General features: G+C 71.4%; 19 protein-coding genes. 8 read left to right on the top strand and 11 right to left on the bottom strand.

Annotated elements, in window-relative coordinates:
- Positions 1-114 precede the first annotated feature (114 nt).
- Positions 115-1,278, top strand: coding sequence for a serine/threonine protein kinase (locus ACH4RG_RS25970; protein ID WP_397924798.1), 1,164 nt, complete (start codon positions 115-117; stop codon positions 1,276-1,278).
- A 9-nt stretch (positions 1,279-1,287) separates the two neighbouring features.
- Positions 1,288-2,052, top strand: coding sequence for an HAD family hydrolase (locus ACH4RG_RS25975; RefSeq protein WP_397924796.1), 765 nt, complete (start codon positions 1,288-1,290; stop codon positions 2,050-2,052).
- Here the strand turns inward: ACH4RG_RS25975 and ACH4RG_RS25980 are convergent.
- Positions 1,991-3,346, bottom strand: coding sequence for a N,N-dimethylformamidase beta subunit family domain-containing protein (locus ACH4RG_RS25980; protein WP_397929014.1), 1,356 nt, complete (start codon positions 3,344-3,346; stop codon positions 1,991-1,993). The genes ACH4RG_RS25975 and ACH4RG_RS25980 overlap by 62 nt on opposite strands.
- 292 nt (positions 3,347-3,638) lie before the next feature.
- Between ACH4RG_RS25980 and ACH4RG_RS25985 the strand changes: the two genes are divergently transcribed.
- Entirely contained in the window at positions 3,639-4,514 is an 876-nt protein-coding gene (locus ACH4RG_RS25985; RefSeq protein ID WP_398540329.1) for a class I SAM-dependent methyltransferase, read from the top strand.
- A gap of 12 nt (positions 4,515-4,526) precedes the next feature.
- Positions 4,527-5,270 (top strand): GNAT family N-acetyltransferase, encoded by a 744-nt coding sequence (locus ACH4RG_RS25990; RefSeq protein WP_398540330.1) that lies wholly within the window; start codon positions 4,527-4,529, stop codon positions 5,268-5,270.
- Here the strand turns inward: ACH4RG_RS25990 and ACH4RG_RS25995 are convergent.
- From ACH4RG_RS25995 to ACH4RG_RS26010, 4 genes are all read right to left on the bottom strand, one after another.
- The gene (locus ACH4RG_RS25995; RefSeq protein ID WP_398540331.1) at positions 5,254-6,330 is read right to left on the bottom strand and encodes a hypothetical protein; all 1,077 of its coding nucleotides are present in this window, start codon (positions 6,328-6,330) and stop codon (positions 5,254-5,256) included. The two genes, ACH4RG_RS25990 and ACH4RG_RS25995, sit on opposite strands and share 17 nt — an antisense overlap.
- Positions 6,331-6,937: 607 nt before the next feature.
- Positions 6,938-8,116, bottom strand: a complete 1,179-nt coding sequence (locus tag ACH4RG_RS26000; protein ID WP_397929009.1) for an acyl-CoA dehydrogenase family protein — start codon at positions 8,114-8,116, stop codon at positions 6,938-6,940.
- A 114-nt stretch (positions 8,117-8,230) separates the two neighbouring features.
- On the bottom strand, positions 8,231-9,385 hold the full coding sequence (locus ACH4RG_RS26005) for a methyltransferase (protein WP_397924784.1): 1,155 nt from the start codon (positions 9,383-9,385) through the stop codon (positions 8,231-8,233).
- Positions 9,386-9,512: 127 nt separating this feature from the next.
- Positions 9,513-9,725, bottom strand: a complete 213-nt coding sequence (locus tag ACH4RG_RS26010; RefSeq protein ID WP_397924782.1) for a hypothetical protein — start codon at positions 9,723-9,725, stop codon at positions 9,513-9,515.
- A 157-nt stretch (positions 9,726-9,882) separates the two neighbouring features.
- Between ACH4RG_RS26010 and ACH4RG_RS26015 the strand changes: the two genes are divergently transcribed.
- From ACH4RG_RS26015 to ACH4RG_RS26025, 3 genes are all read left to right on the top strand, one after another.
- Entirely contained in the window at positions 9,883-10,434 is a 552-nt protein-coding gene (locus ACH4RG_RS26015) for a GH25 family lysozyme (RefSeq protein WP_397924780.1), read from the top strand.
- A gap of 311 nt (positions 10,435-10,745) precedes the next feature.
- Positions 10,746-11,297: a hypothetical protein gene (locus ACH4RG_RS26020; RefSeq protein ID WP_397924778.1), complete on the top strand. Its 552-nt coding sequence runs from the start codon at positions 10,746-10,748 to the stop codon at positions 11,295-11,297.
- 308 nt (positions 11,298-11,605) lie between these two features.
- Positions 11,606-12,424, top strand: coding sequence for an endonuclease I family protein (locus ACH4RG_RS26025; RefSeq protein ID WP_397924776.1), 819 nt, complete (start codon positions 11,606-11,608; stop codon positions 12,422-12,424).
- Positions 12,425-12,447: 23 nt separating this feature from the next.
- Here the strand turns inward: ACH4RG_RS26025 and glsA are convergent, their stop codons facing one another.
- From glsA to ACH4RG_RS26040, 3 genes are read right to left on the bottom strand one after another with little or no spacing between them, the layout of a single operon-like run.
- Positions 12,448-13,797: a glutaminase A gene (gene glsA, locus ACH4RG_RS26030; RefSeq protein ID WP_397924774.1), complete on the bottom strand. Its 1,350-nt coding sequence runs from the start codon at positions 13,795-13,797 to the stop codon at positions 12,448-12,450.
- Between the two features lie 12 nt (positions 13,798-13,809).
- The gene (locus ACH4RG_RS26035) at positions 13,810-14,358 is read right to left on the bottom strand and encodes a hypothetical protein (RefSeq protein ID WP_398540332.1); all 549 of its coding nucleotides are present in this window, start codon (positions 14,356-14,358) and stop codon (positions 13,810-13,812) included.
- 58 nt (positions 14,359-14,416) lie between these two features.
- Positions 14,417-14,911, bottom strand: coding sequence for a DUF1269 domain-containing protein (locus tag ACH4RG_RS26040; protein ID WP_397929001.1), 495 nt, complete (start codon positions 14,909-14,911; stop codon positions 14,417-14,419).
- A gap of 119 nt (positions 14,912-15,030) precedes the next feature.
- On the opposite strand from ACH4RG_RS26040, the gene ACH4RG_RS26045 reads away from it, so the two are divergent.
- Positions 15,031-16,146: a chemotaxis protein gene (locus tag ACH4RG_RS26045; protein WP_397924768.1), complete on the top strand. Its 1,116-nt coding sequence runs from the start codon at positions 15,031-15,033 to the stop codon at positions 16,144-16,146.
- Positions 16,147-16,173: 27 nt separating this feature from the next.
- Here the strand turns inward: ACH4RG_RS26045 and ACH4RG_RS26050 are convergent, their stop codons facing one another.
- The 3 genes from ACH4RG_RS26050 to ACH4RG_RS26060 form a co-directional block, all read right to left on the bottom strand.
- Positions 16,174-17,133, bottom strand: a complete 960-nt coding sequence (locus tag ACH4RG_RS26050) for a D-2-hydroxyacid dehydrogenase family protein (protein WP_397924839.1) — start codon at positions 17,131-17,133, stop codon at positions 16,174-16,176.
- 86 nt (positions 17,134-17,219) lie between these two features.
- Positions 17,220-19,607 carry a phosphoketolase gene (locus tag ACH4RG_RS26055; RefSeq protein WP_398540333.1) on the bottom strand — a complete coding sequence of 796 codons (2,388 nt, stop codon included), beginning with the start codon at positions 19,605-19,607 and terminating at the stop codon, positions 17,220-17,222.
- A 42-nt stretch (positions 19,608-19,649) separates the two neighbouring features.
- Positions 19,650-21,062, bottom strand: a complete 1,413-nt coding sequence (locus ACH4RG_RS26060) for an NADP-dependent succinic semialdehyde dehydrogenase (protein ID WP_397924764.1) — start codon at positions 21,060-21,062, stop codon at positions 19,650-19,652.
- Positions 21,063-21,080 lie beyond the last annotated feature (18 nt).

The raw sequence follows: 21,080 nt of genomic DNA on the forward strand, positions 1-21,080 counted from the left end.
CCACGCTGACGCGAACAACACGGTAGGTAGCGGGGGGACTCTTGACGGTCATGGCTCCGTACCCGCAGTTTTGGCCCCTGCGGCATCCCACGACCCCGATCGAAGGGCTTGTACGTGACCGAGCAGAGGACGACCGCCCCCGCCGAATCCCCCAGCCCCGTGCGGGTCAACTCCTGGAACGGCTGGGACCCGCTGCGCCATGTGATCGTCGGCCGCGCGGAGGGCACGGTGGTGCAGGCCCCCGAACACGCGGTGCGCCGCGCCTACCCGGACGACGGCTTTCCTCTGGGGACGTACGGGCCCATGCCGGCGGACATGGTCGCCGAGGCCGAGCAGCAACTCGACGACTTCTCCGCCATGCTGCGGCGGCGCGGCATCCGCGTGGATCGCCCCACCCCGATCGACTTCTCCCAGGAGGTGTCCACGCCGGAGTGGACCCATGAGTCGATGTTCGGCTGCATGCCGCCCCGGGACCTGCTGCTCACGGTCGGCAACGAGGTCCTCGAAGCGACCATGTCCTACCGCAGCCGCTGGTTCGAGTACCTCTGCTACCGGCCGGTGCTCCAGGAGCTCTTCGATCACGACCAGCGGATGCGCTGGGAGGCGGCGCCCAAGCCGCGGCTCACGGACGCCTCGTACAACACCGGGTTCTGGGACACGTACAACGACCTCCCGACGGAGGAACAGCTGGCCCGGGTCCGCGACTACGACCTGGTTCTCACCGAGGCCGAGCCGCTCTTCGACGCCGCCGACGTGGCGCGTTTCGGCAAGGACCTCTTCGTGCAGCTGTCGTTCGTCACCAACAGGAGCGGTTACGACTGGCTGCGCCGCCACTTCCCCGACCACCGGGTGCACGCGGTGACCTCGACCAACACCCACCCGCTCCACATCGACGCGACCTGGGTGCCGCTCCGTCCCGGGCTGGTGCTGCACTGCGGTGAGCGGCTCGCGGACGCCGAGCTGATGGAGTTCTTCAAGCTCAACGACTGGGAGATCGTGGAGGCCGTCCAGCCGGCCAGCTGGGACCATCCGCCGAAGCTGTCGTTCTGCAGCCCATGGCTCGCCGGGAACATGCTGAACCTCGACGAGAACACGCTGTGCGTCGAGGAGAACGAGGTGCGTCTCGCCGAGCAGCTGTCCTCGTACGGCTTCGAGATCGTGCAGGTGCCCTTCCGGGCGGTCGGACCGTTCGGCGGGGGGCTGCACTGTGCGACCGTCGACATCGAGCGGGACGGCGGCCTCCAGGACTACTTCCCCCGCCGGTACGGCCGGTTCTAGGAGGCTCCCGTGACGGTGGTGCCGGAGGGGATCGAAGCGGTCGTCTTCGACTTCTACGGGACGCTCGTTCGGATGGTCCAGCCGCTGCCGCCCGATCATCGCGGCATCTTCGTACGCCGCGGCCTCGTCGCCCAGGGCGAACTCTGGGGAGACCAGTGGTCGGTGGGCCCGGGAGAGGGCGTGGAGCACGCGGCGCAGTCGGCCGACGAGGCCGCGTACGTGACGTGGGAGCGTGACCGGCTGAGCCGCCGGGCACGGGCCTGTGGCGTGCCGGAGTCGGAGCTCGACGGCCTGGTCACCGAGCTGGACCGGGCGATGAAGGCGGTCAGTCTCGCCCTGTACGCGGACGTGCCCGGGGCGCTCGCCGCGCTCCGGGCGCGGGGCCTGCTCGTCGGGGTGTGCTCCAACTGGTTCTGGAACCTGGAGGAGTGCGTCGCGGAGGTCGGGCTCGCCGGGGCCGTCGACGTGGTCGTGGGCTCCGCGCGCACGGGCGCCCGCAAGCCGCATCCGCTGATCTACCGGGCGCTCCTCGACCGGTGCGCGCTGCCGGCGGAGCGGGTGCTGTTCGTCGGGGACATGTGGGCGCCCGACGTGCTCGGTCCGCTGGCGGCGGGCATGCGGGCGGTGCATCTGCACCGTCCCGACCGGGCGGTCGAGGGGGCCGCGCCGCCCCTGCCGGAGCGGGCGGCGCGGATCTCCGGCCTGCGGGAGCTCATCGCGACGGGCGAGTTGGGGCATCTCGACGGCGGAGTCGGTCGAGGAGGTTCCGGGTGACGCGGACGACGGCCGGGTCCTGCTCGTGCCCGCAGACCACGGGCCAGTCCGTGGTGCCCGCGGTGAAGACGGTGCCGCCCGCGGTGTAGATGCCCATGGTGGCGGCCCGCGGGCTGGAGACGGCCTTCTCCCGCACGACGGCGTTCCAGTGCCCCCACTTGAAATGATGGAAATCCTCGTGCACCGGTTCGAGGACGTGAATTCCGAGAATGAGGAAGGATTCCGGAGTTCCGTCCTCCCCGGTCGCGTGGGCTGTTCCGTCCGCGTCGTAGGAGAACGCGGCGCCGTCGCATTCATATCCGATGAGGGGTGTTCCGGCCCCCAGGCGGTCCGCTTCTCCGCCGCCGGATCCGTCGCGCAGACCGGTACCTTCGTAGATCCAGTGGTCGGCGTGCTGCACGGTGTACCCAACTCGGGGCCGGTCTCCGGGCCACTCGGTGGCGGGCCACATTCCACCGTTGCGAAAACTCACACCGGTGAGCGCGTTCTCCGGAATTCCGACTCCGTCGGGCGCCGGTGCCCACCATTGGTCGGTTGCGGGAAGGTGGGGGTACTCATCCCCCACGTGATGGTCGGTGTCGGACACAAAAGCCGTGTTGTCGTCCGTCGGATGCACGCGCCACCAGCAGGTGTTGGCGCTGAGGAAGGCGATGTTCCCGCCGTCGCGGACGAATCGTTCCGCCTGGTCGCGCATCGCGGCGCTCCAGTACTCGTCGTGCCCGACGCTGAGGAGGAGGTCGTACGAGGAGAGCAGCTCGGGGTCCTCGTGCAGATCCAGGTCGGTGCAGTACTCGACGGGATACCCGTGGCGGTCGAGCCAGGCGATGAAGGGGGCGTCCCAGTACGCGAGATCGATGACCCCGCCGGGGCGGTGGAAGCTGACCTTGTGGCCTCGGGGCGCGTCATCGGAGCCCGCTCGGTGGACGGGGTGGTCGTAGAGGCTGACGGCACGCTCCAGGCCGGGCCGGTCGGAGCGGTTGTAGGCGTGCCGCGTGAAGGTGGACTTCTTGTAGAGGATGCGGGAGTGGCCGCCGGCGACACGGGGACGCACGATGAAGAACTCCCGCCCGTGCCCTTCGAGGTGATCGGCGTCGAGCGGGGGCGGATTTTCTACGCGCCCCGGCCCGCATTCGACGAATTCGACCAGGTGGATTCCCGGCTGCCAGCCCTCCGGTACGGCATGGGAGATCGGCGGCCAGTTCCAGTCCTCGGAGGGCGAGGCGCGGCCGGTCAGCCCATCGGGGTGGTCGGGCGGGGCGTGTTCGGCACCCGGGTGCTCCCCGGTTTCTCCCACGAGTACGAGCTCCCTGCCGAGCCGGTAGAAACGGAGACGGAATCGGGGGGCATCGGTCGAGACATGGACCGTTAACGCGTTGCCGACAGTGATGCTTTCACGTCCAAGATAGCCTTCTATCATGGCGCTCATGCTAGGCAGCCGTCAGACGGGCGACAACGGCACCTTCAACCAGCCATTCATACTCGATTTTCGGACACCGAGGGTGGGCCCGGAATTCCCGTCCCGACTTCCGGGTAGTGCGGCATCCGATATGGACGCAGGACCGTCCACCGATCGGTGAGGGGCTCGCATGAGCGATGCATTCCGCGGCGAATTCCGCGTAAGGGAACTGTTATTGGGGATCGAGGGGCTCGCGCTGCTGCGTCATGCGGTCGACGGGGACGAGGCGTTCCTGAAGGAGCGGGTGGCGGAGATACGCCGCTTCGCCCAGGCGGACCTCACGGACGCGGGGGAGGGAGAACTGCCGGACGGCGGGGCCCTGGTCAGCGAGCTCGACGCGGCGGCGGGCTACGCGTCCTGGTCAGCGGTGTACGACTCGCTACCCAGCTCCTACATCGAGGTGGAGGAGCCGGCCGTCCACGCGATCCTCGACGGCCTCCCGCCGGGAGTGGCACTCGACGCCGCCTGCGGTACCGGCAGGCAGACCCGTGCCCTGACCGCGCGCGGCCACCGGGTCATCGGCGTGGACCAGTCACCGGAGATGCTGGCGAAGGCACGCGAGCACACTCCGGAGGCCGACTTCCGGGTGGGGCGCCTGGAGCGGCTGCCGCTGGAGGACGACTCCGTCGACCTCGCCGTCTGCTCGCTGGCCATGACGCACCTTCCGGACCTCGCCCCGGGCGTGGCGGAGCTGGCGCGGGTGGTCCGGCCGGGCGGCCGGGTCGTCGTCACGGACATGCATCCGTTCGTGATCGCCCTCCAGGGACAGTGCCTCTTCGTCCGCGACTCCGAGGAGCTCGCGTTCGTACGCAACCACGTCCATCTGCCCGGCTCCTACCTGGAGGCGTTCGGACGGGCCGGGCTCCGGGTGCTCGGCTGCCGGGAACCCCTGTTCAACGGGCGGCTGGCACCCGGAGGTTACGAGGAGTTCATCGCGGAAGCGGCCCGCGCCGCCTGGCAGGGTCTGCCGATCGTCGTCGTCTGGGACGTCGAGGTCCCCGCCTAGAGAGGAGGCCCGATGGCCCTGGCACTGGTACGTCACTCGGAGCGGCCCGAGCTGTGGGACCGCATCCCCGAGCGGTTCGCGGGTGTGGTGCCCGAGTACAACCTGCACGGAGACATCAACGGCGACTACTGGAACCGGCTGTTCGAGGACTTCCGGGAGTACCAGTTCGTCCTGTTCGACGACGAGCGCGACGTGATCGCGGGCGCGGGCCGTTCGCTGCCCCGCACCTGGGACGGCACCACGGCCGACCTGGGACCGGGCCTCGACGACTCGATCGCGCGGGCCTTCGCCGACCGCGACGCCGGACGCGCCCCGGGCGCGCTCTGCGCGCTCGGCATCGAGGTCGCCGAGGACCACCAGGGCCGCGGCCTGTCCAAGGTGCTGCTCGACGCGATGACGGAGACCGCGCGGAACGCCGGGCTCCCGACGGTCCTCGTGCCGGTGCGGCCCACCTGGAAGGACCGCTACCCGCTGGTCCCGATCGAGCGGTACGCGGCGTGGACCCGGGACGACGGCACCCCGTTCGATCCATGGATCCGGACCCAGGTGAGCGCGGGCGGCACGGTCGCGGCGGCGTCCGCGCAATCCTCCCGGATCACGGGCACGGTCGTCGAGTGGGAGGGCTGGACGGGTCTCGCGTTCCCCGAGGACGGCGAGTACGTCTTCCCCGGCGGACTCGCCCCGCTCCGCGTGGACCGGGCGCGGGACGTGGCCGCCTACTGGGAGCCGGGGGTGTGGATCACGCACCGGGCCTGAGGGCTGTCCCGGCGCGGACGGCGGTCCACGCGAACGCGGCCATGGTGCGGACCTCGTCCGGGCCCGCCTCCGGGCGGCGTTCCGGCGGGAGTCCGGCGAGCCCGGCGGTGGCGACGGCGGAACGCCGCAGCCGGTCGTGCACGTCGACGGGTATCTCGCCCCGTGCCGGGCCGAGGCGCCGGGAGGCGCGGGCCGCCTGCCGGCCGAGCAGCAGGCAGTGGGTCCACAGCTCCTCCGCGAACCCGCTGCCGAAGGTGCGGGCCACCTCCGCCGCGAGATCCGGCGGCAGGTGCGCCTCCCGTGCGGCGATCACAGCCCCCTCCGTGAGCCCGGTCGAGGGCAGGGCATCCCGCCAGCGGTGGTGGCCGCGGCCACCGTCGGGGCCGTGCTCCTGCCCGACCAGCCGGATGTAGCCCTCTCCGTACCGCATGTACGGGATCCAGCCCGGCTCCTCCAGGACGCCGCCCCTGCTCAGCAGGAGGTCGGCGTCGGCGGCGGAGGTGGGGCAGGCCGCACGACGAATTCCCTGGGCGGCGTGGCCGTTGATACTGCTGGTGCCGATGTGCTCGACGATATTCGGTACGGCGAGCAGGCTCATCCGGCCGCGCCCGCGGAAGAAGACGGAGAGCAGCTCGTCGTCGTGGCGTTCGGCACTCCCGCGGACGTCCGCCCGGAAGTCGGCGGCCGTCCGGGCCGGAAGGCAGACGCCCAGGGACGGCGTGAACTCGTCCGGCACCGCCCGGACCCAGGAGGCGCCCGCGAGGGCGGCCAGCCGGGCGGCGGAGCCGTTGCGTGCGTGCCAGTTGGTGTAGAACACCAGTGCCTCGTCGGGGAACCGGGCGACGGCCCGTGCGACGATCTCCAGGAGCTCCACGGGAGCGTCGACATCATCCTGGACGACGAGGTGGTGGCTGGCCTCGGGGGCCGCGGCTGACCACGCGACCAGGGCGGTGCGCAGAGCGGAAGGCGGGCCGTTCGGGTCCGGGTCGATCGCGAGGCCGTCGAGACGTAGCCGGGCTGCGAGGTGCTGGGCCTGGACGAGACGTACAGGGTGAGTCATGACGGACGAACTCACGAGAATATTGCTTACGTCGGGCACGCTGCGCTCCTCAGCAGAGGTGGTCGCCGGTCATCGTCGCAAAGCAGGGGCGAACGGGACAGCGCGCACCGCGAGTTTGGCCGGATCAGTGACGGTGACCGGTGCCCCAGTGGGAACGGGCAAGGGGTTCGCCGTCGGTGGAGTACCGCACGGCGCGGTGATCGCGGGGGCCGGGAGCGTCTTCGCTGTCCGCGTCCGCACCGGTGTCCGGAACCCGACGACCGCGGAGGAGCAGTGTCGCGGCAACGAGCCAGCACAGACCGAGGACGACATCGGCGTAGACGGCGACTGCGAGCGGCACCGTGGCGGCGCCATGCACGGCGGTCGCCGCGAGAGCCGAGAGCCCGGCTCCGATCGCGAGCAGAGGGTACCGCAGCCTTCGACGCACTGTGAGCACCTCTCGTCGGTTGTTCCGCTTCCGAGAAGTGAACGGCAGACCCCCGCGTTCTGTGACGGGCGGTTCCAGTCACATTGGCAGGGCAACGACGAGGCCTCCCCCGGGCCCGGAAGAACTCCCCCGTGGGAACCGCACGGAGGCCTATGGCTCGCCGGTCGCGCACCCGTCGCCTCACCGCCGCACGCGTGGCATCCCCAGCCCGATCCACGAGATGATCTCCCGCTGGATCTCGTTGTTGCCGCCGCCGAAGGTGAAGATCACGGCCGACCGGTAGCCGCGTTCCAGTTCGCCGTGGAGCACGGCGCCGGCCGAGCCCTCCTTCAGCGCGCCCGCGGAGCCGACGATCTCCATCAGCCAGGCGTAGGCGTCCCGGCGGGCCTCGGAGCCGTAGACCTTGACCGCCGAGGCGTCCTGAGGGGAGAGGGTGCCGTCCTGGAGGGCGGCGACCATCTGCCAGTTGAGCAGTTTCATGGCGTCGAGGCGGGTGTGGGTACGGGCGAGCAGGGCGCGCACCCAGCCGAGGTCGATGACCCGGCGGCCGTCGGCGAGCTTGGTGCCGGCGGCCCAGCGCTGGACGTTGTGCAGCGCGCGGACCGCCATCGTGCCGTGGGCGGCGAGGGTGACGCGTTCGTGGTTGAGCTGGTTGGTGATGAGCCGCCAGCCCTCGTTCTCCTCGCCGACGCGGCGGGACAGCGGGACCCTGATGTTCTCGTAGTAGCTCGCGGTCGTGTCGTGCGAGGCGAGGGTGTTGATCAGGGTGCAGGAGTAGCCCGGGTCGCTCGTGGGGACGAGGAGCATGGTGATGCCCTTGTGGGGCGGGGCGTCGGCGTCGGTGCGCACGGCGAGCCAGACCCAGTCGGCGGTGTCGCCGTTGGTGGTCCAGATCTTCTGTCCGTCGACGACGTACTCGTCCCCGTCGCGCACGGCGCGGGTCTTGAGAGCGGCGAGGTCGGTGCCGGCGTCCGGTTCGCTGTAGCCGATCGCGAAGTCGATCTCCCCGGCCAGGATGCCGGGCAGGAAGTGGGCCTTCTGCTCGTCCGTGCCGAACCGCATGATCGTGGGGCCGACGGTGTTCAGGGCCATCAGCGGCAGCGGCACGCCGGCCTGGGCGGCCTCGTCGAAGAAGATGAACTGTTCCATCGGGCTGAGTCCCCGGCCCCCGTACTCCTTCGGCCAGCCGACCCCCAGCCAGCCGTCGGCGCCGAGCCTGCGGACCGTGTCGCGGTAGAAGCGCTTCCGGGCGGCGGGCTCCGCGGAGCGGGCGTAGGCGTTGTCGGGCACCAGGGTCGTGAAGTAGGTGCGCAGTTCGGTACGCAGCCGCTGCTGCTCAGGCGTGTATTCGAGGTGCACGGCCCCTCCAGAGTCTCGCGTCGGCGTCGTCCGTGTGCGGCGGCGCACACAGTAGAACGTGTTGCAAGAATCCGGAAGGGCCGAAGGGCGTCCGGCGGACGAAAGGCCCGGCGGTCAGCGCTTGACTGCGCGCAGCACCACGAATTTCGGGTCGCCCGCGACCGTGGTGCAGTTCCCGAAGATCCGGCGCAGGTGCGTGTGGTACGAGAGGTGCCGGTTGCCCACGACCCAGAGCTCGCCGCCCTGGCGCAGGGCGGTGCGGGCCCCGGCGAACATCGTGCGGGCCGTCGCGTCGGTGGTCGCCGTGTGCGAGTGGAAGGGCGGGTTGTTCAGCACCAGGTCCACGCTGCCCGGGTCGAGGTCGCCGAGACCGTCGCCGACCAGGAAGTCGGCCTTCGCACCGTCGGGCGCACCGGCCCGGAAGGTCTCCTCGGCGGAGGCGACCGCCCCGTAGGACTCGTCGACGAAGGTGAGGTGCGCCTCGGGGTTGGCGATGGCCGCGGAGAGCCCGAGGACCCCGTTGCCGCAGCCCAGGTCGACGACCCGGACCGCCCCGGACCGGGTGGGCAGGTGCTTCAGGAAGAAGCGGGTGCCGATGTCGAGGCGCTCCGCGCAGAAGATCCCCGCGTGGTTGACGGCGGTCAGGCCCGCGACCGGGCCCACGTCGGCGGGCAGCTCGTAGCGGTGCGGCCAGGGGCTCGGCGTACGCGGCAGAGCGGGGTCCGGGGTGCAGAAGATGAGCCGTGCCTTGCGCACCGCGAGGGAGGTGCGGGTCGGGCCGATGATCCGCTCGAAGAGCTTGAGCGTGGAGGTGTGGATCTCCTTGACCATACCGGTGCCGATGATCACGGTGCCGGAGTGGACGGAGGGGGCGATCCGGTGGAGCTGGTCCTCCAGGAAAGCCAGGGACTTGGGCACCCGGACGATCAGGACGTCGATCCGGTCCGGCGGGGTGTCGCGCGAGGACAGCAGTCGGACCGCGTCCTGGTCGATGCCGTTCCTGGCGAGGTTGGCGAGGGTCGCGCGCCGGGCCAGGTAGGAGTCGCTGATCTGGACCGGCCGGTGCCCGGCCAGCGCGGTGGCGAGCGCCCCCCACCGGTCCCCCACGACCGCGACCGTCCCCGAGAGGTCGACCGGGCCCGTCTCGGGGTCCGTCAGCTGCCGGAGCAGGTATTCGTCGGCGGCGTCCCACGCGCGGAAGGGATCGCGCGGGTGCTCGGGGAAGCGGGCGAGCTCGAAAGTGCCCTGTGAGGTCGTCAAACGGTTCATATGTCACTCAGGCTAACCGAGGGAACCGGGGCGCGCCCCACACGCTCCCCGGCTCCCCGGCCGCATCCACCCCGGCGTACGGCTCCGCACGCCGACCCACCGGGTGCCCCGCGGGGCCGCCGGGCCGTCAGGGCAGTTGTTTGTCGATGGCCGACCGCCCCTCGGCGGCCAGCTTGCGCCGCGCCCATTCCAAGGTCTCGGGTGTCAGGTCCCGCCCGGAGGCGAGCACCAGGTCCTCCGCGCTCGGCCGGTCGCTCGCGCCCGTGTGCAGGAGCCGGTCGGGCGTGATGCCGTCCGGCCCGGACACGGCCGCGGATACGGTTTCGGGCTCTTCGCTCATGCCGCCTCCTCGTCCTTGCGGCAATTCTCGCCCCCCGCCGACCCGGCCGCATCCGAGGAGCGCGCGCCCGTTACCCGGGAGAGTGAAACAGCCCTTGGGGGGCCCGGGGAGTGGGCAGGAGAGGGAGGTCGTTGCCCCATTCTCCGAGGCGGTGCCCATGCTCCACGGTGTCGACGTCAGCGCCTATCAGCCCTCCTACGAAACGGACGGACTCGACTTCGTCATCATCAAGTCCACCGAAGGCCGCACCTACGTCAATCCACGTCTGGACGCGCAGGTGAAGCGGGCCAGGGACGCCGAGTGCGTCGTCGGCTTCTACCACTTCCTCTGGCCGGGGGACGTGGCGGACCAGGTGACGTACTTCCTGAGCAGGACCCCGGAGAAGGCGGGTGATCTGCTCGCGGTCGACTGGGAACAGACCGGCGGCGGGACGCGGGCGAGCAATGCGGACAAGGACCGGTTCATCCGCGCGGTGAAGCGGGAACGGCCCGACCACCGGGTCCTGTTGTACTGCAACCGCGCCTTCTGGCTCAACCACGACACCACCGGCTACGCCGGCGACGGGCTGTGGATCGCCGACTACGGCACCGCGGGCAAGCCCCGGATCGAGGCGGACTGGCGCATTCACCAGTACACCGACGATCCCCTCGACCGGAACGTGGCCGACTTCGACTCGGTCCGCGCCCTGCGCGACTGGGCGGCCGGTTAGCACGTGCGACGTCTCCCCGGCGCCTGGCGGCTCCGGGGAGGCGGGGCGGCCGACCGCCCGGCGCCTCGACGCACCCCGGGAGCCCCCACGCGTTCCGCCTGGCCGGAATGAGGTCACGCCCGCCCGGGGCCGCTTAGTGTCGGTCAAGAGCGCGGGACGGAACGGTGGTTCGCCCGGCACCGAACAGTGGATGCGGCCGTCGGGAAAGACCGCCGGAGTTCGGTCGCCTACGGACAACGGCCCGCTGCCGGTGCCGGTGCCGGTGCCGACCGATGACACCCCGCGTCCGTGACCGAGAAGGGAGCTGAGAGATGCCGGCGCCATCGCCCCGGGACGACGAGACCACCATGCCCGGGTGCATGATCGGCCTGTTCTGGATAGAACGGGACAAGGTCTGCCTGGGGTCCCCTCCGACCGAGGAGGACCCCGGCGTGTTCCTCTTCCCGACTCGGCTTTCGGTCGGTGCAGGCGCCCGGCGACAAGCATGGTCCTGGGCCGACGTGACGGACCTGCAGGTCCTGGATGTTCCGGTCCGCTCGTCCGCCGCCCGGTGGGCGACCCGGGTGACGAGCGTCGTCGCCGCGGCGCTGAACGCCTGGGGTCCGGACGGCCCGACGATGATGACCGCCGTGGTGTGCGCCCGGGACGGCAAGCGCGTCGAGACGCCGGTCTTCTCCGGCGCGGCCACGGCGTACACCCAGCGAGAGGTCGACCTTTCGCTCGGCCTCCTCTCCCACTTCGTGCGGGGCAGCGCCACACCGGCCCTGCTGACGCGGTGGCGGCACGAGAATCAGCCGTCCGCCGTCCTGCACGCGCACGAGCGGGAAGCAGTCCTCGACGGCTGGATGGCGCCCCTGATGTAAGGCCCAGGCACTCGCCGGCGCCTCCCCACCCCTGAGAACGGCGCGGCATCGGAGGGAAGACGGGACACCCCGCACGCCCCACGCACCCAGTACGCCCCCGGTGGCCCTGGGCCCCCGGGGGATACGGCTCTCCGACGGCTTCCGGCGGACTCCTTCTTGACCTGCACATGATAGGTACACAGTGTTCACACGTGGGGCACGGTGCGTGTGGAAGGCTCCCGCCTGACCACCTACCGCACGGCCGTCGCGCGGGCACCCCACCCAGGGTCCTCGTCGCGGCGCCCGCGTTCCGGAGAGGACACCCCCACATGTCCCGTCGTCACTCGTTCTACGCGCGTCCACTGCTCGCCGCGGTGGCGGCCGTCACCGTGCTCGCCGGCACCGCGGCGGCGGCCCCGTCGGACGCCTCGCCCGGCCGTTCCACCGCCACCGCGGCGGCCCTCGACGACACCTACTACCAGGACGCGCTCGGCAAGACCGGAGCCGAGCTGAAGTCCGCGCTGCACACGATCATCAGCGACCAGACCAAACTCTCCTACAGCCAGGTGTGGGACGCCCTCAAGGCCACCGACGAGGATCCCGCCGACTCCTCCAACGTCGTCCTGCTGTACACCGGACGCTCCCAGTCCAAGAACGACAACGGCGGCAACGTGGGCCAGTGGAACCGGGAGCACGTCTGGGCCAAGTCGCACGGTGACTTCGGCACCGCGACGGGCCCGGGCACCGACGTCCATCACCTGCGTCCCACCGACGTCAAGGTCAACTCCACGCGGGGGAACAAGGACTTCGACGACGGCGGGAGCGAACTGGGCGACGCGCCGGGCAACTTCACCGACGGCGACTCCTTCGAACCGCGCGACGAGGTCAAGGGCGACGTCGCCCGCATGATCCTCTACATGGCGGTGCGCTACGAGGGCGACGACTCCTTCGCCGACCTCGAACCCAACGACCAGGTGAACAACGGGTCCGCGCCGAAGATGGGCAAGCTGTCCGTCCTGAAGCAGTGGAGCCAGGAAGACCCGCCGGACACCTTCGAGAAGCGCCGCAACGACGTCATATTCGACCGGTTCCAGCACAACCGGAACCCGTTCATAGACCACCCGGAGTGGGTCGGCGCCATCTGGTAGTCCGGCCCACCCGGCGGTACGGCTCAGTCCTCCCCGGCCAGGGCCTGCGCGCAGCCTTCGACGGCGCCCTCACGGGTGGCGTAGCGCGGCAGGTCCTGGCCGGTCCGTTCCCGCACGAGGTCGGGCGGGCCCAGCAGATCGTTAGGGTCGACGACCGCCGCGCGCCGCCCGTCGCCGGCGAGCCGGGCGAGCCCCGTGTGCAGCATCGCCAGGGCCACGGAGTCGACGGACGTGACGTCGTGGAGGTCGAGGACGACCGAGCCCCCGTCCGGCCCGGACTCGTCCAGGGCGTACAGCACGCGCTCCGCGGCCGTGAAGTCGATGGACCCCTGGGCGACGACGACGCCGACCTGTTCGTGGAGGACCCGTTCGTGCCCGGCCGAGGGCGCCGTCGGCAGGTCGTCCGCGGTGGTGACGAGGGTGACGGTGGAGCCGGGCAGTGCGGGGTTGAGCATGAGGTGGAGCCCGTAGCGGTCCGACATCGCCTCCAGCGCGGCGTGGCCGCGCACCGATCCGCCGGTGGCGTCCAGCGGCGGGCTGTAGGTCGCCACGCCGAAGCGGGCGGGTCCCACCGCGATGAGGCCGCCGGACACCCCGCTCTTGGCGGGAAGGCCGACGCGCAGCAGCCATTCGCCCGAGCCGTCGTACATGCCGCAGGTCGCCATGACGGCGAGGACCCGGGCCGCGACCTCGGCGGCAACGACCCGCTCGCGGGTCACCGGGTTCACGCCGCCGTAGGCGAGGGTCGCGGCCATCGTGGCCAGGTCGACGGCAGTGACCCGGATCGCGCACTGACGGAAGTAGCGGTCCACCGCCAGGACCGGGTCCACGGGCATGGTGCCGGTGGACCGGATCAGGTACGCCAGCGCCCGGTTGCGGTCCCCGGTCACCGACTCGGAGCTGAACACCTCTTCGTCGACGTCCAGTTCGCGCCCGGCGAAGCAGCCGAGGCAGTGCAGGATCCGGTCGAAGGCGGGTTCGTCCCGGGTGTCGGGGATCAGCGCGGTGGTGACGATCGCACCGGCGTTGACCATGGCGTTGGCGGGTCTGCCCGTGCCGGGTTCGAGGCTGATGGCGTTGAACGCCTCGCCGCTCGGCTCGGCGCCGACCCAGCGGCTCACCTCGTCGAGGCCGAGCAGGGAGAGCGCGAGGGCGTAGACGAACGGTTTGGAGACCGACTGGAGGGTGAAGGGGACCTCGGCCTCGCCCGCGACGTAGCGGTGTCCGTCCATGCTCACCAGCGAGAGACCGAAGGCGTCCGGGTCGGCGAGGGCCAGCTGGGGAATGTAGTCGGCCGGCTTCCCCTCCCGTACGCCGACGAACCGGTCGCGCAGGTTCTGGAGGGAGTCGGTCACCGCGTCGGCGGCGCTCACGGCCCGCCCCCCTCAGCCGCGCTCGGCCTGGGCGACCCGGGGGAAGGTCTTCACCCCGGCGGCCTTGCGGCTGTTGGCCTGGGCGGTGACCGTGCGGTCCGGCGGCGCCTCCTCGACGCCGACGACGACGGTGTCGAGGACCTCGTCCTCGGCGTCGACGAACTCCACCTTCACAGCGAAGAACGTGGGGTCGTCCGTGGGGTTGGTGACCCGGACGAGCGCGCTGCGGACCTCCTCGGACGCGGTGAGCGGCAGTCCGTTGACCGAGACGTCGCCGACGGCGTTGCCCCGGCCCTCGACCTCCTCCAGCCGCTTCGTCGCCTCCCGCCGTACGCGTTCGGACTCGGCGGAGACCGAGGCGGCGAAGCTCTCCTGGGTGCGGGGGCTCGGCGCCTCGGAAGGCGAATCCTCCGGTTCGGGCGTGAGGGTGTGGACGCCCTGGTCGGTCCCTTCGCCGGTGGTGTCGGAGTCGCAGGCCGCCGTGGAGGCGAACAACAGGGTCGCGACGGCGACGGGGGCCAGGGCGCGTACGGCTCGGAGCACGGGGGGTCTCGGCTTCACGGACGGTCCGTCCAATCCAGGAGAGGAGGTGCGAGAGGAGGGAAGGGCTGTGCGCGGGTCACACCGTCTCGTCGCCGAAGATGTCGCGGAGCTTCGCCTCGCGCTCGGCGTCGAGATTGCTGTGGAGGAGTTCGGCGCCGTCGCCGGGCAGTCGTGCGCCGATCCGCTCGGGCACCTCGTTCATGGTCAGCAGGAACAGCGCCGAGGTTCCGGGTGTCACCTTCTCCTTGACCTCGGCGATGAAGCCGTCGTCGATGCCGACGTCCGCGAGCCTCCCGCCGAGCGCCCCGGCGGCCGCCCCGATGGCCGCGCCCAGCAGCGGCATGAGGAAGATCAGGCCGAAGAGCATGCCCCAGAAGGTCCCGCTGAGGGCCCCGGCCCCGACGAGGTTCAGCAGTTGTCTCGTGCGCGGCTTGGCCCGGTCGGCGGGCCAGCTGACCACCGCCGCGTCGAGGATCTTGATCAGCCCTTCCTTCTGAAGGGATTTCAGCGCCTCCTCGACGCTCTCCGCGCCTTCGGCCGTCCCGAACTTCCACACCGTGAGCGTGGACATCGCGCAACCTCCCGCACTCCAAGGGCAACAACTCGCTCATATTAGGATCAAAAGGTATGAATTGACTCGTCGAAGCATCCGCTTCATACGGGAGCGGGTTCGAGCCCTGGGAGGGAACGATGGATACGGACGCCCTGACCGCCGACCTGTTGCGGGAGCTGCGGGCGACCCGGCCCTATCCGGCCCTGTCCCTGACCATGCCGACCCACCGCAAGGCCCCGGACAACGCCCAGGACCCGGTCCGCCTGCGGAACCTGGTGGCGGATGCCGCGCACCGCCTCGACGCCGATCCGCAGGTCAGCCGCGAGGTCCGGGCCGCCCTCGTGCACCAGCTGGAACGGGCGGCGGGCGAGGTGGACCCCCGTGCGGCGATGGAATCCCTGGTGCTCCTCGCCACCACCGACGAGTACTGGATCTGGCAGTTGCCGCGCACCGCACCCGAACGGGTGGTACTCAGCGACACCTACCTCACCCGCAACCTCGTCGCCGCCAAGGCCCAGGCCCGGCCGTTCCGGGCGCTGACGGTGGCCGCCGACCACGCGACGCTGTGGATCGGCACGGGCGACGGCATCCGCCCGGAGGAGGTGGGCGGCTTCCCGCTGACCGCGCCGAAGGAGCCGCCGAACCCGCAGCGCGAAGAGCGGATCGGGGACACCCCGAGCCTCTTCACCGACGAGGAGACGCGGAACTTCTTCCGCGATGTCGACGAGAAGCTGCGCGCGGTGCTCGCCGATGACCCGCGCCCTCTCTATCTGGTGGGCCTCGCCCCCGCCCTCGCCCTGCTGGACGAGGTCGGCGAGAGCTCCGGGTCCGCCGTCGGCCGGGTGACCAAGGGCGCACCCGCCGACCTGTCGCCCTCCGAGGTCCTGGAGGAGCTGCGGCCCGCCCTCGACGAGGGCGCTCGCCGGGCGGCGGAGGAGGTGGAGACCCGGCTCGACAACGCCCGCAGCGCCCACTCCTTCGCCGGCGGGCTCGACGAGGTGTGGGCCGCCGTCCGTGAGGGCCGGGCGGGGCTGGTCGCGGTGGAGGAGCACTTCCAGGCGGCCGTTCAGGTGACCGCCGAGCACCTGGAGCCGGTGCCCGAGGGAACCACGCAGAGCGCGGACGGCACGATCCGCGAGGACATCGTCGACGAACTGGTCGAAGCCGCGCTCGACAGCGGCGCCGATGTGGTCTTCGTCGAGGACGGTTCGCTGGCGGACCACGGCCGGATCGCGGCGGCGCTCCGCTACTGACCGAAGCCTCCGAGAGGTCCTTGGCCGTCAGCCCAGGCGGCGGACCGGCCGCCCGTCGAGGAAGGCCCTGATGTTCTCCACGGCCTGGCCGTAGTAGGTCTCGTAGTTGGCGCGCGACACATAGCCCAGGTGCGGGGTGGCCAACAGGCGCGGAGCCGTGCGGACCGGGTGACCGGCCGGGAGCGGCTCGGTGTCGAACACATCGGTCGCGGCCCCGGCGATGACGCCGGCGTGCAGGGCGGCGAGCAGGGCGTCCGTTTGGACGACGGCCGCCCGGGAGGTGTTGATCAGAAAGGCGGTCGGGCGCATCAGGGCGAGTTCGGCCGCGCCGATCAGGCCCCGGGTCCGGTCGCCGAGTGCCAGGTGGACGGAGACGAAGTCGCTGGAGGCCAGCAGTTCCTCCTTGGAGGCCGCCAGCTCCGCCCCGACCTCGTCGGTCCGTTCCTTCGTGAGGTTCTGACTCCACGCCAGGACGTCCATGCCGAAGGCCAGGCCCACGCGCGCCACCCGGCCGCCGATCTTTCCGAGTCCCAGCAGTCCGAGCCTCCGCCCATGCAGATCGGCGCCGAGGGTGGACTGCCAGGGGCCGCCCGAGCGCAGCGACCCGGCCTCGGGGACGATCCCGCGCGCCAGGCCGAGGAGCAGCGCCCAGGTCAGCTCGACGGGCGGGGTGGAGGAGCTGGCGGTGCCGCAGACGACGACGCCGTGCCGCTTCGCCGCGTCGAGGTCGATGACGGAGTTGCGCATGCCGGAGGCGACGAGCAGCCGTAGCCGGGGCAGCCGGGCGAACAGCTCCGCCGGGAAGGGCACCCGCTCGCGCAGGGTGACCACCATGTCGAAGTCGGCGAGGGCCGCGGCGGCTTCGTCCTCGGTGGCGAGGTGCTCGGTGAAGGTCACGACCTCGACGTCCGCGGTCACGGGTGACCAGTCGACGACGGTGGTGGCGACGGACTGGAAGTCCTCGATCACGGCGCAGCGCAGCTTCATGGCGGCCTCTCCGGTGGGTCTCGGGTCGGCGCCCATGATCGCTCAACCACCCCGTCGGCGAGAACGGGGCCCGGTGACCGACGCCGTCAGCCGCCCCACGTCCAGTCCACGACCTCCGGCAGGTCGGTGCCGTGCTCGCGGATCCAGGCGTGGTGGCGGGTGCGGACGTCCGCCATCTGCTGGCGTACGGCGACGGCCCGGACGCCGAGCCCCGGAACCCGGTCGATGACGTCCATGACCAGCCGGTAGCGGTCGAGGTCGTTGCGGACGACCATGTCGAACGGCGTGGTCGTGGTGCCTTCCTCCTTGTAGCCGCGCACATGGAGGTGGGCGTGGCCGTTGCGGCGGTAGGCCAGCCGGTGGATCAGCCACGGGTAGCCGTGGTAGGCGAAGATCACCGGCCTGTCGCGGGTGAACAGGGCGTCGTACTCGGAGTCCGGCATACCGTGCGGGTGCTCCGTGTCGGGCATCATGCGGGCGATGTCGACGACGTTGACCACGCGCACGGCCAGCTGAGGCAGATGGCGGCGGAGCAGGTCGGCGGCGGCCAGCGTCTCCTGCGTGGGTACGTCCCCGGCGCAGGCGAGGACCACGTCCGGTTCTTGGCTCCCGTCCTCGGTCCCGGCCCACTCCCAGGCTCCGGCCCCGCGCGCGCAGTGGGCGCGGGCCTCGTCCGGGGTGAGCCAGTCGAAGGTCGGCTGCTTCCCGGCGACGATCACGTTGACGTAGTCCCGGCTGCGGAGCGCGTGGTCGGCGACGGAGAGCAGGGTGTTGGCGTCCGGTGGGAGGTAGACGCGCACGACCTCGGGGCTCTTGTTGAGGATGTGGTCGACGAAGCCGGGGTCCTGGTGCGAGAAGCCGTTGTGGTCCTGGCGCCAGACGTGCGAGGTGAGCAGGTAGTTGAGGGAGGCGATGGGCCGCCGCCAGGGCAGCCGGCGCGAGGTGCGCAGCCACTTGATGTGCTGGTTGACCATCGAGTCGACGATGTGGGCGAAGGCCTCGTAACTGGAGAAGAGCCCGTGCCGTCCGGTGAGGAGGTAGCCCTCCAGCCAGCCCTGGCAGAGGTGTTCGGAGAGCACCTCCAGCACGCGGCCGTCGTGGGCGAGGTGTTCGTCGGTGGGCAGGGTGCCGGCCTGCCAGGCCTTGCCGGTGGCCCGGTAGAGGGCGTCCAGCCGGTTGGAGGCGGTCTCGTCGGGGCCGACGACGCGGAAGTCCCTGCGGTCCTCGGTGGCGGCCATGAGGCTCTCCAGGAGGCCGCCGAGCACCTTGGTCGGCTCGTGGAGGGCGGTGCCGGGCCGGTCGACCCGTACGGCGTGGTCCGCCGGGTCGGGCAGCGGGAGGTCGCGCAGGAGTACCCCGCCGTTGGCGTACGGGGTGGAGCCGAGCCGGGCCGCTCCCTCGGGCACACAGGCGAGGACCTGTTCGGTGGGGCGGCCGTCGGCGTCGAAGAGTTCGGCCGGCCGGTAGGAGCGCAGCCAGGCTTCCAGCTGCCGCAGGTGTTCCGGGTGGTCGCGGACGCCGGAGAGCGGTACCTGGTGGGAGCGCCAGGTGTTCTCTACGGGCAGTCCGTCGACCTCTTCGGGTCCGGTCCAGCCCTTGGGGGTGCGCAGCACGATCATGGGCCAGTGGGGGCGCTCGGTGACGCCGTCCTCGCGGGCGGCCCGCTGGTACGCGCCGATGCGGTCCAGAGCGGTGTCCATGGCGGCGGCCAGGGCCCGGTGGACGGAGGCCGGGTCGTCGCCGCTGACGAACAAGGGGGCGTGGCCGTAACCGCGCAGCAGTCGGTCGAGCTCCTCCTCGGGGACGCGGGCGAGGACCGTCGGGTTGGCGATCTTGTAGCCGTTGAGGTGGAGGACGGGCAGGACGGCCCCGTCATGGACCGGGTCGAGGAATTTGTTGGCATGCCAGGAGGCGGCGAGCGGCCCCGTCTCGGCCTCGCCGTCGCCGATCACGCAGGCCACCGTCAGGTCCGGGTGGTCGAAGGCGGCTCCGTAGGCGTGGGCGAGGGCGTAGCCGAGTTCGCCGCCCTCGTGAATGGAGCCGGGCGTCTCGGGGGCGACGTGGCTGGGCACGCCGCCGGGGAACGAGAACTGCTTGAAGAGCCGCCCCATGCCCTCGGCGTCCCGGCCGACGTCGGGGTAGGTCTCGGAGTAGCTGCCCTCCAGCCAGCAGTTGGCGAGGACGGCCGGTCCCCCGTGGCCGGGCCCCCACACGCACAGGGCGCTCAGCTCCCGGGCCTTGATCACCCGGTTGAGGTGGGTGTGGACGAGGTTGAGCCCCGGCGAAGTGCCCCAGTGGCCGAGCAGCCGCGGCTTGATGTCCTCGGGGACGAGCGGCCGGGTCAACAGCGGGTTGGCCATCAGGTAGATCTGGCCGACGGCGAGGTAGTTGGCCGCGCGCCAGTGCGCGTCGAGCGCGGCGAGTTCGTCGTCGGAGAGGGCGGAGGGCACGGAGGGCGTACGGGGGTCGCTCACGGAGCATGTCTCCTCGTCGGGTGACGGCGCACGGGCGGGGTGTCAGGACGCCTCGGGTCCGTACCAGAGTGTGGTGGCGTTGCAGAACTCGCGGATGCCGTGGCCGGCCAGCTCACGGCCGTAACCGGAGCGCTTGACGCCGCCGAAGGGCAGGGCCGGGTGCGAGGCGGTCATCCCGTTGAAGAAGACCCCGCCGGCCTCCAGGTCGCGGGCGCAGCGCTCCTGCTCGCCGGGGTCACGGGTCCAGACGTTGGAGCTGAGTCCGAAGGGGGTGTCGTTGGCCAGGTGGATCGCCTCGTCGAGGTCGGCGACCCGGTAGAGGGTGGCGACCGGGCCGAAGGTCTCCTCGCGGTGGACGCGCATGGCGGTGGTGATGGAGGCGAGCACGGTGGGTTCGTAGAACCAGCCGTGCTCCAGGCCGCCGCCGAGCTTGTCGGGGCGGCGTCCGCCGCACAGCGCCTCGGCTCCCCGCTCGACGGCGTCGTCGACGAGTTCCTCCAGGTCGGTGCGGCCCTGTTCGGTGGAGAGCGGACCGATGTCGGTGCCCTCCTCCAGCGGGTCGCCGACGGTGAGGGCGCGCATGCCCGCGGTGAACCGCTCGGCGAACGCGTCGTACACGTCGGCGTGCACGATGAAGCGCTTGGCGGCGATGCAGGACTGGCCGTTGTTCTGGACGCGGGCGGTGACGGCGGTGGCGGCGGCCTTCTCCACGTCCGCCGAGGGCAGGACCAGGTAGGGGTCGCTGCCGCCGAGTTCCAGCACGGTCTTCTTCACCTCGTCACCGGCGGTGGCGGCGACGGAGCGTCCCGCCGGTTCGCTGCCGGTGAGGGTGGCGGCGGCGACGCGCGGGTCGCGCAGGACCGCTTCGACGGCGCCCGAGCCGATCAGGAGCGTCCGGAAGCAGCCGGCGGGGAAGCCCGCACGGTGGAAGAGGTCCTCCAGGTAGAGGGCGGTCTGGGGCACGTTCGACGCGTGCTTGAGGAGTCCGACGTTGCCCGCCATCAGCGCGGGGGCGGCGAAGCGCACCACCTGCCAGAGCGGGAAGTTCCACGGCATCACGGCGAGGACCACGCCGAGGGGACGGTAGCGGACCAGCGCGCCGGAGGCGCCGGAGTCCTTCACGTCGCCGGGGTCCGGGTGTTCGTCGGCGAGCAGTCCCTCGGCACGGTCGGCGTACCAGCGCATCGCCTTCGCGCACTTGGCCGCCTCCGCGCGCGCCGCCGTGACGGGCTTGCCCATCTCGACGGTCATCGTCCGGGCGATGGCGTCGCGCTCCTCGTCGAGGAGGTCGGCAGCCCGGTTCAGCCAGCCGGCCCGCTGCTCGAAGGGGGTGGTGCGGTAGTGGCGGAAGGTCTCCGCGGCGGCGGCGATCCTGCGTTCGGTCTCCTCCTCGCCGAAGGCGTCGAATGACCTGATCAGTTCGCCGTTCGCGGGGTTGACCGTCGCGATGGGCATGGCAGTGGCCTCCTTTGC

This window comes from Streptomyces sp. NPDC021019, assembly GCF_044333295.1.
Lineage (GTDB): Bacteria > Actinomycetota > Actinomycetes > Streptomycetales > Streptomycetaceae > Streptomyces.

Excerpts from the sequence above, each read along its gene's own strand:
- ACH4RG_RS26020 (WP_397924778.1), top strand. The coding sequence starts at position 10,746 with ATGCCGGCGCCATCGCCCCGGGACGACGAGACCACCATGCCCGGGTGC.
- ACH4RG_RS26040 (WP_397929001.1), bottom strand. The coding sequence starts at position 14,911 with ATGTCCACGCTCACGGTGTGGAAGTTCGGGACGGCCGAAGGCGCGGAG.
- ACH4RG_RS26010 (WP_397924782.1), bottom strand. The coding sequence starts at position 9,725 with ATGAGCGAAGAGCCCGAAACCGTATCCGCGGCCGTGTCCGGGCCGGAC.
- ACH4RG_RS26050 (WP_397924839.1), bottom strand. The coding sequence starts at position 17,133 with ATGAAGCTGCGCTGCGCCGTGATCGAGGACTTCCAGTCCGTCGCCACC.
- ACH4RG_RS25985 (WP_398540329.1), top strand. The coding sequence starts at position 3,639 with ATGAGCGATGCATTCCGCGGCGAATTCCGCGTAAGGGAACTGTTATTG.
- ACH4RG_RS26015 (WP_397924780.1), top strand. The coding sequence starts at position 9,883 with ATGCTCCACGGTGTCGACGTCAGCGCCTATCAGCCCTCCTACGAAACG.
- ACH4RG_RS26025 (WP_397924776.1), top strand. The coding sequence starts at position 11,606 with ATGTCCCGTCGTCACTCGTTCTACGCGCGTCCACTGCTCGCCGCGGTG.
- ACH4RG_RS26005 (WP_397924784.1), bottom strand. The coding sequence starts at position 9,385 with ATGAACCGTTTGACGACCTCACAGGGCACTTTCGAGCTCGCCCGCTTC.
- ACH4RG_RS26045 (WP_397924768.1), top strand. The coding sequence starts at position 15,031 with ATGGATACGGACGCCCTGACCGCCGACCTGTTGCGGGAGCTGCGGGCG.
- ACH4RG_RS25995 (WP_398540331.1), bottom strand. The coding sequence starts at position 6,330 with ATGACTCACCCTGTACGTCTCGTCCAGGCCCAGCACCTCGCAGCCCGG.
- ACH4RG_RS25990 (WP_398540330.1), top strand. The coding sequence starts at position 4,527 with ATGGCCCTGGCACTGGTACGTCACTCGGAGCGGCCCGAGCTGTGGGAC.
- ACH4RG_RS26060 (WP_397924764.1), bottom strand. The coding sequence starts at position 21,062 with ATGCCCATCGCGACGGTCAACCCCGCGAACGGCGAACTGATCAGGTCA.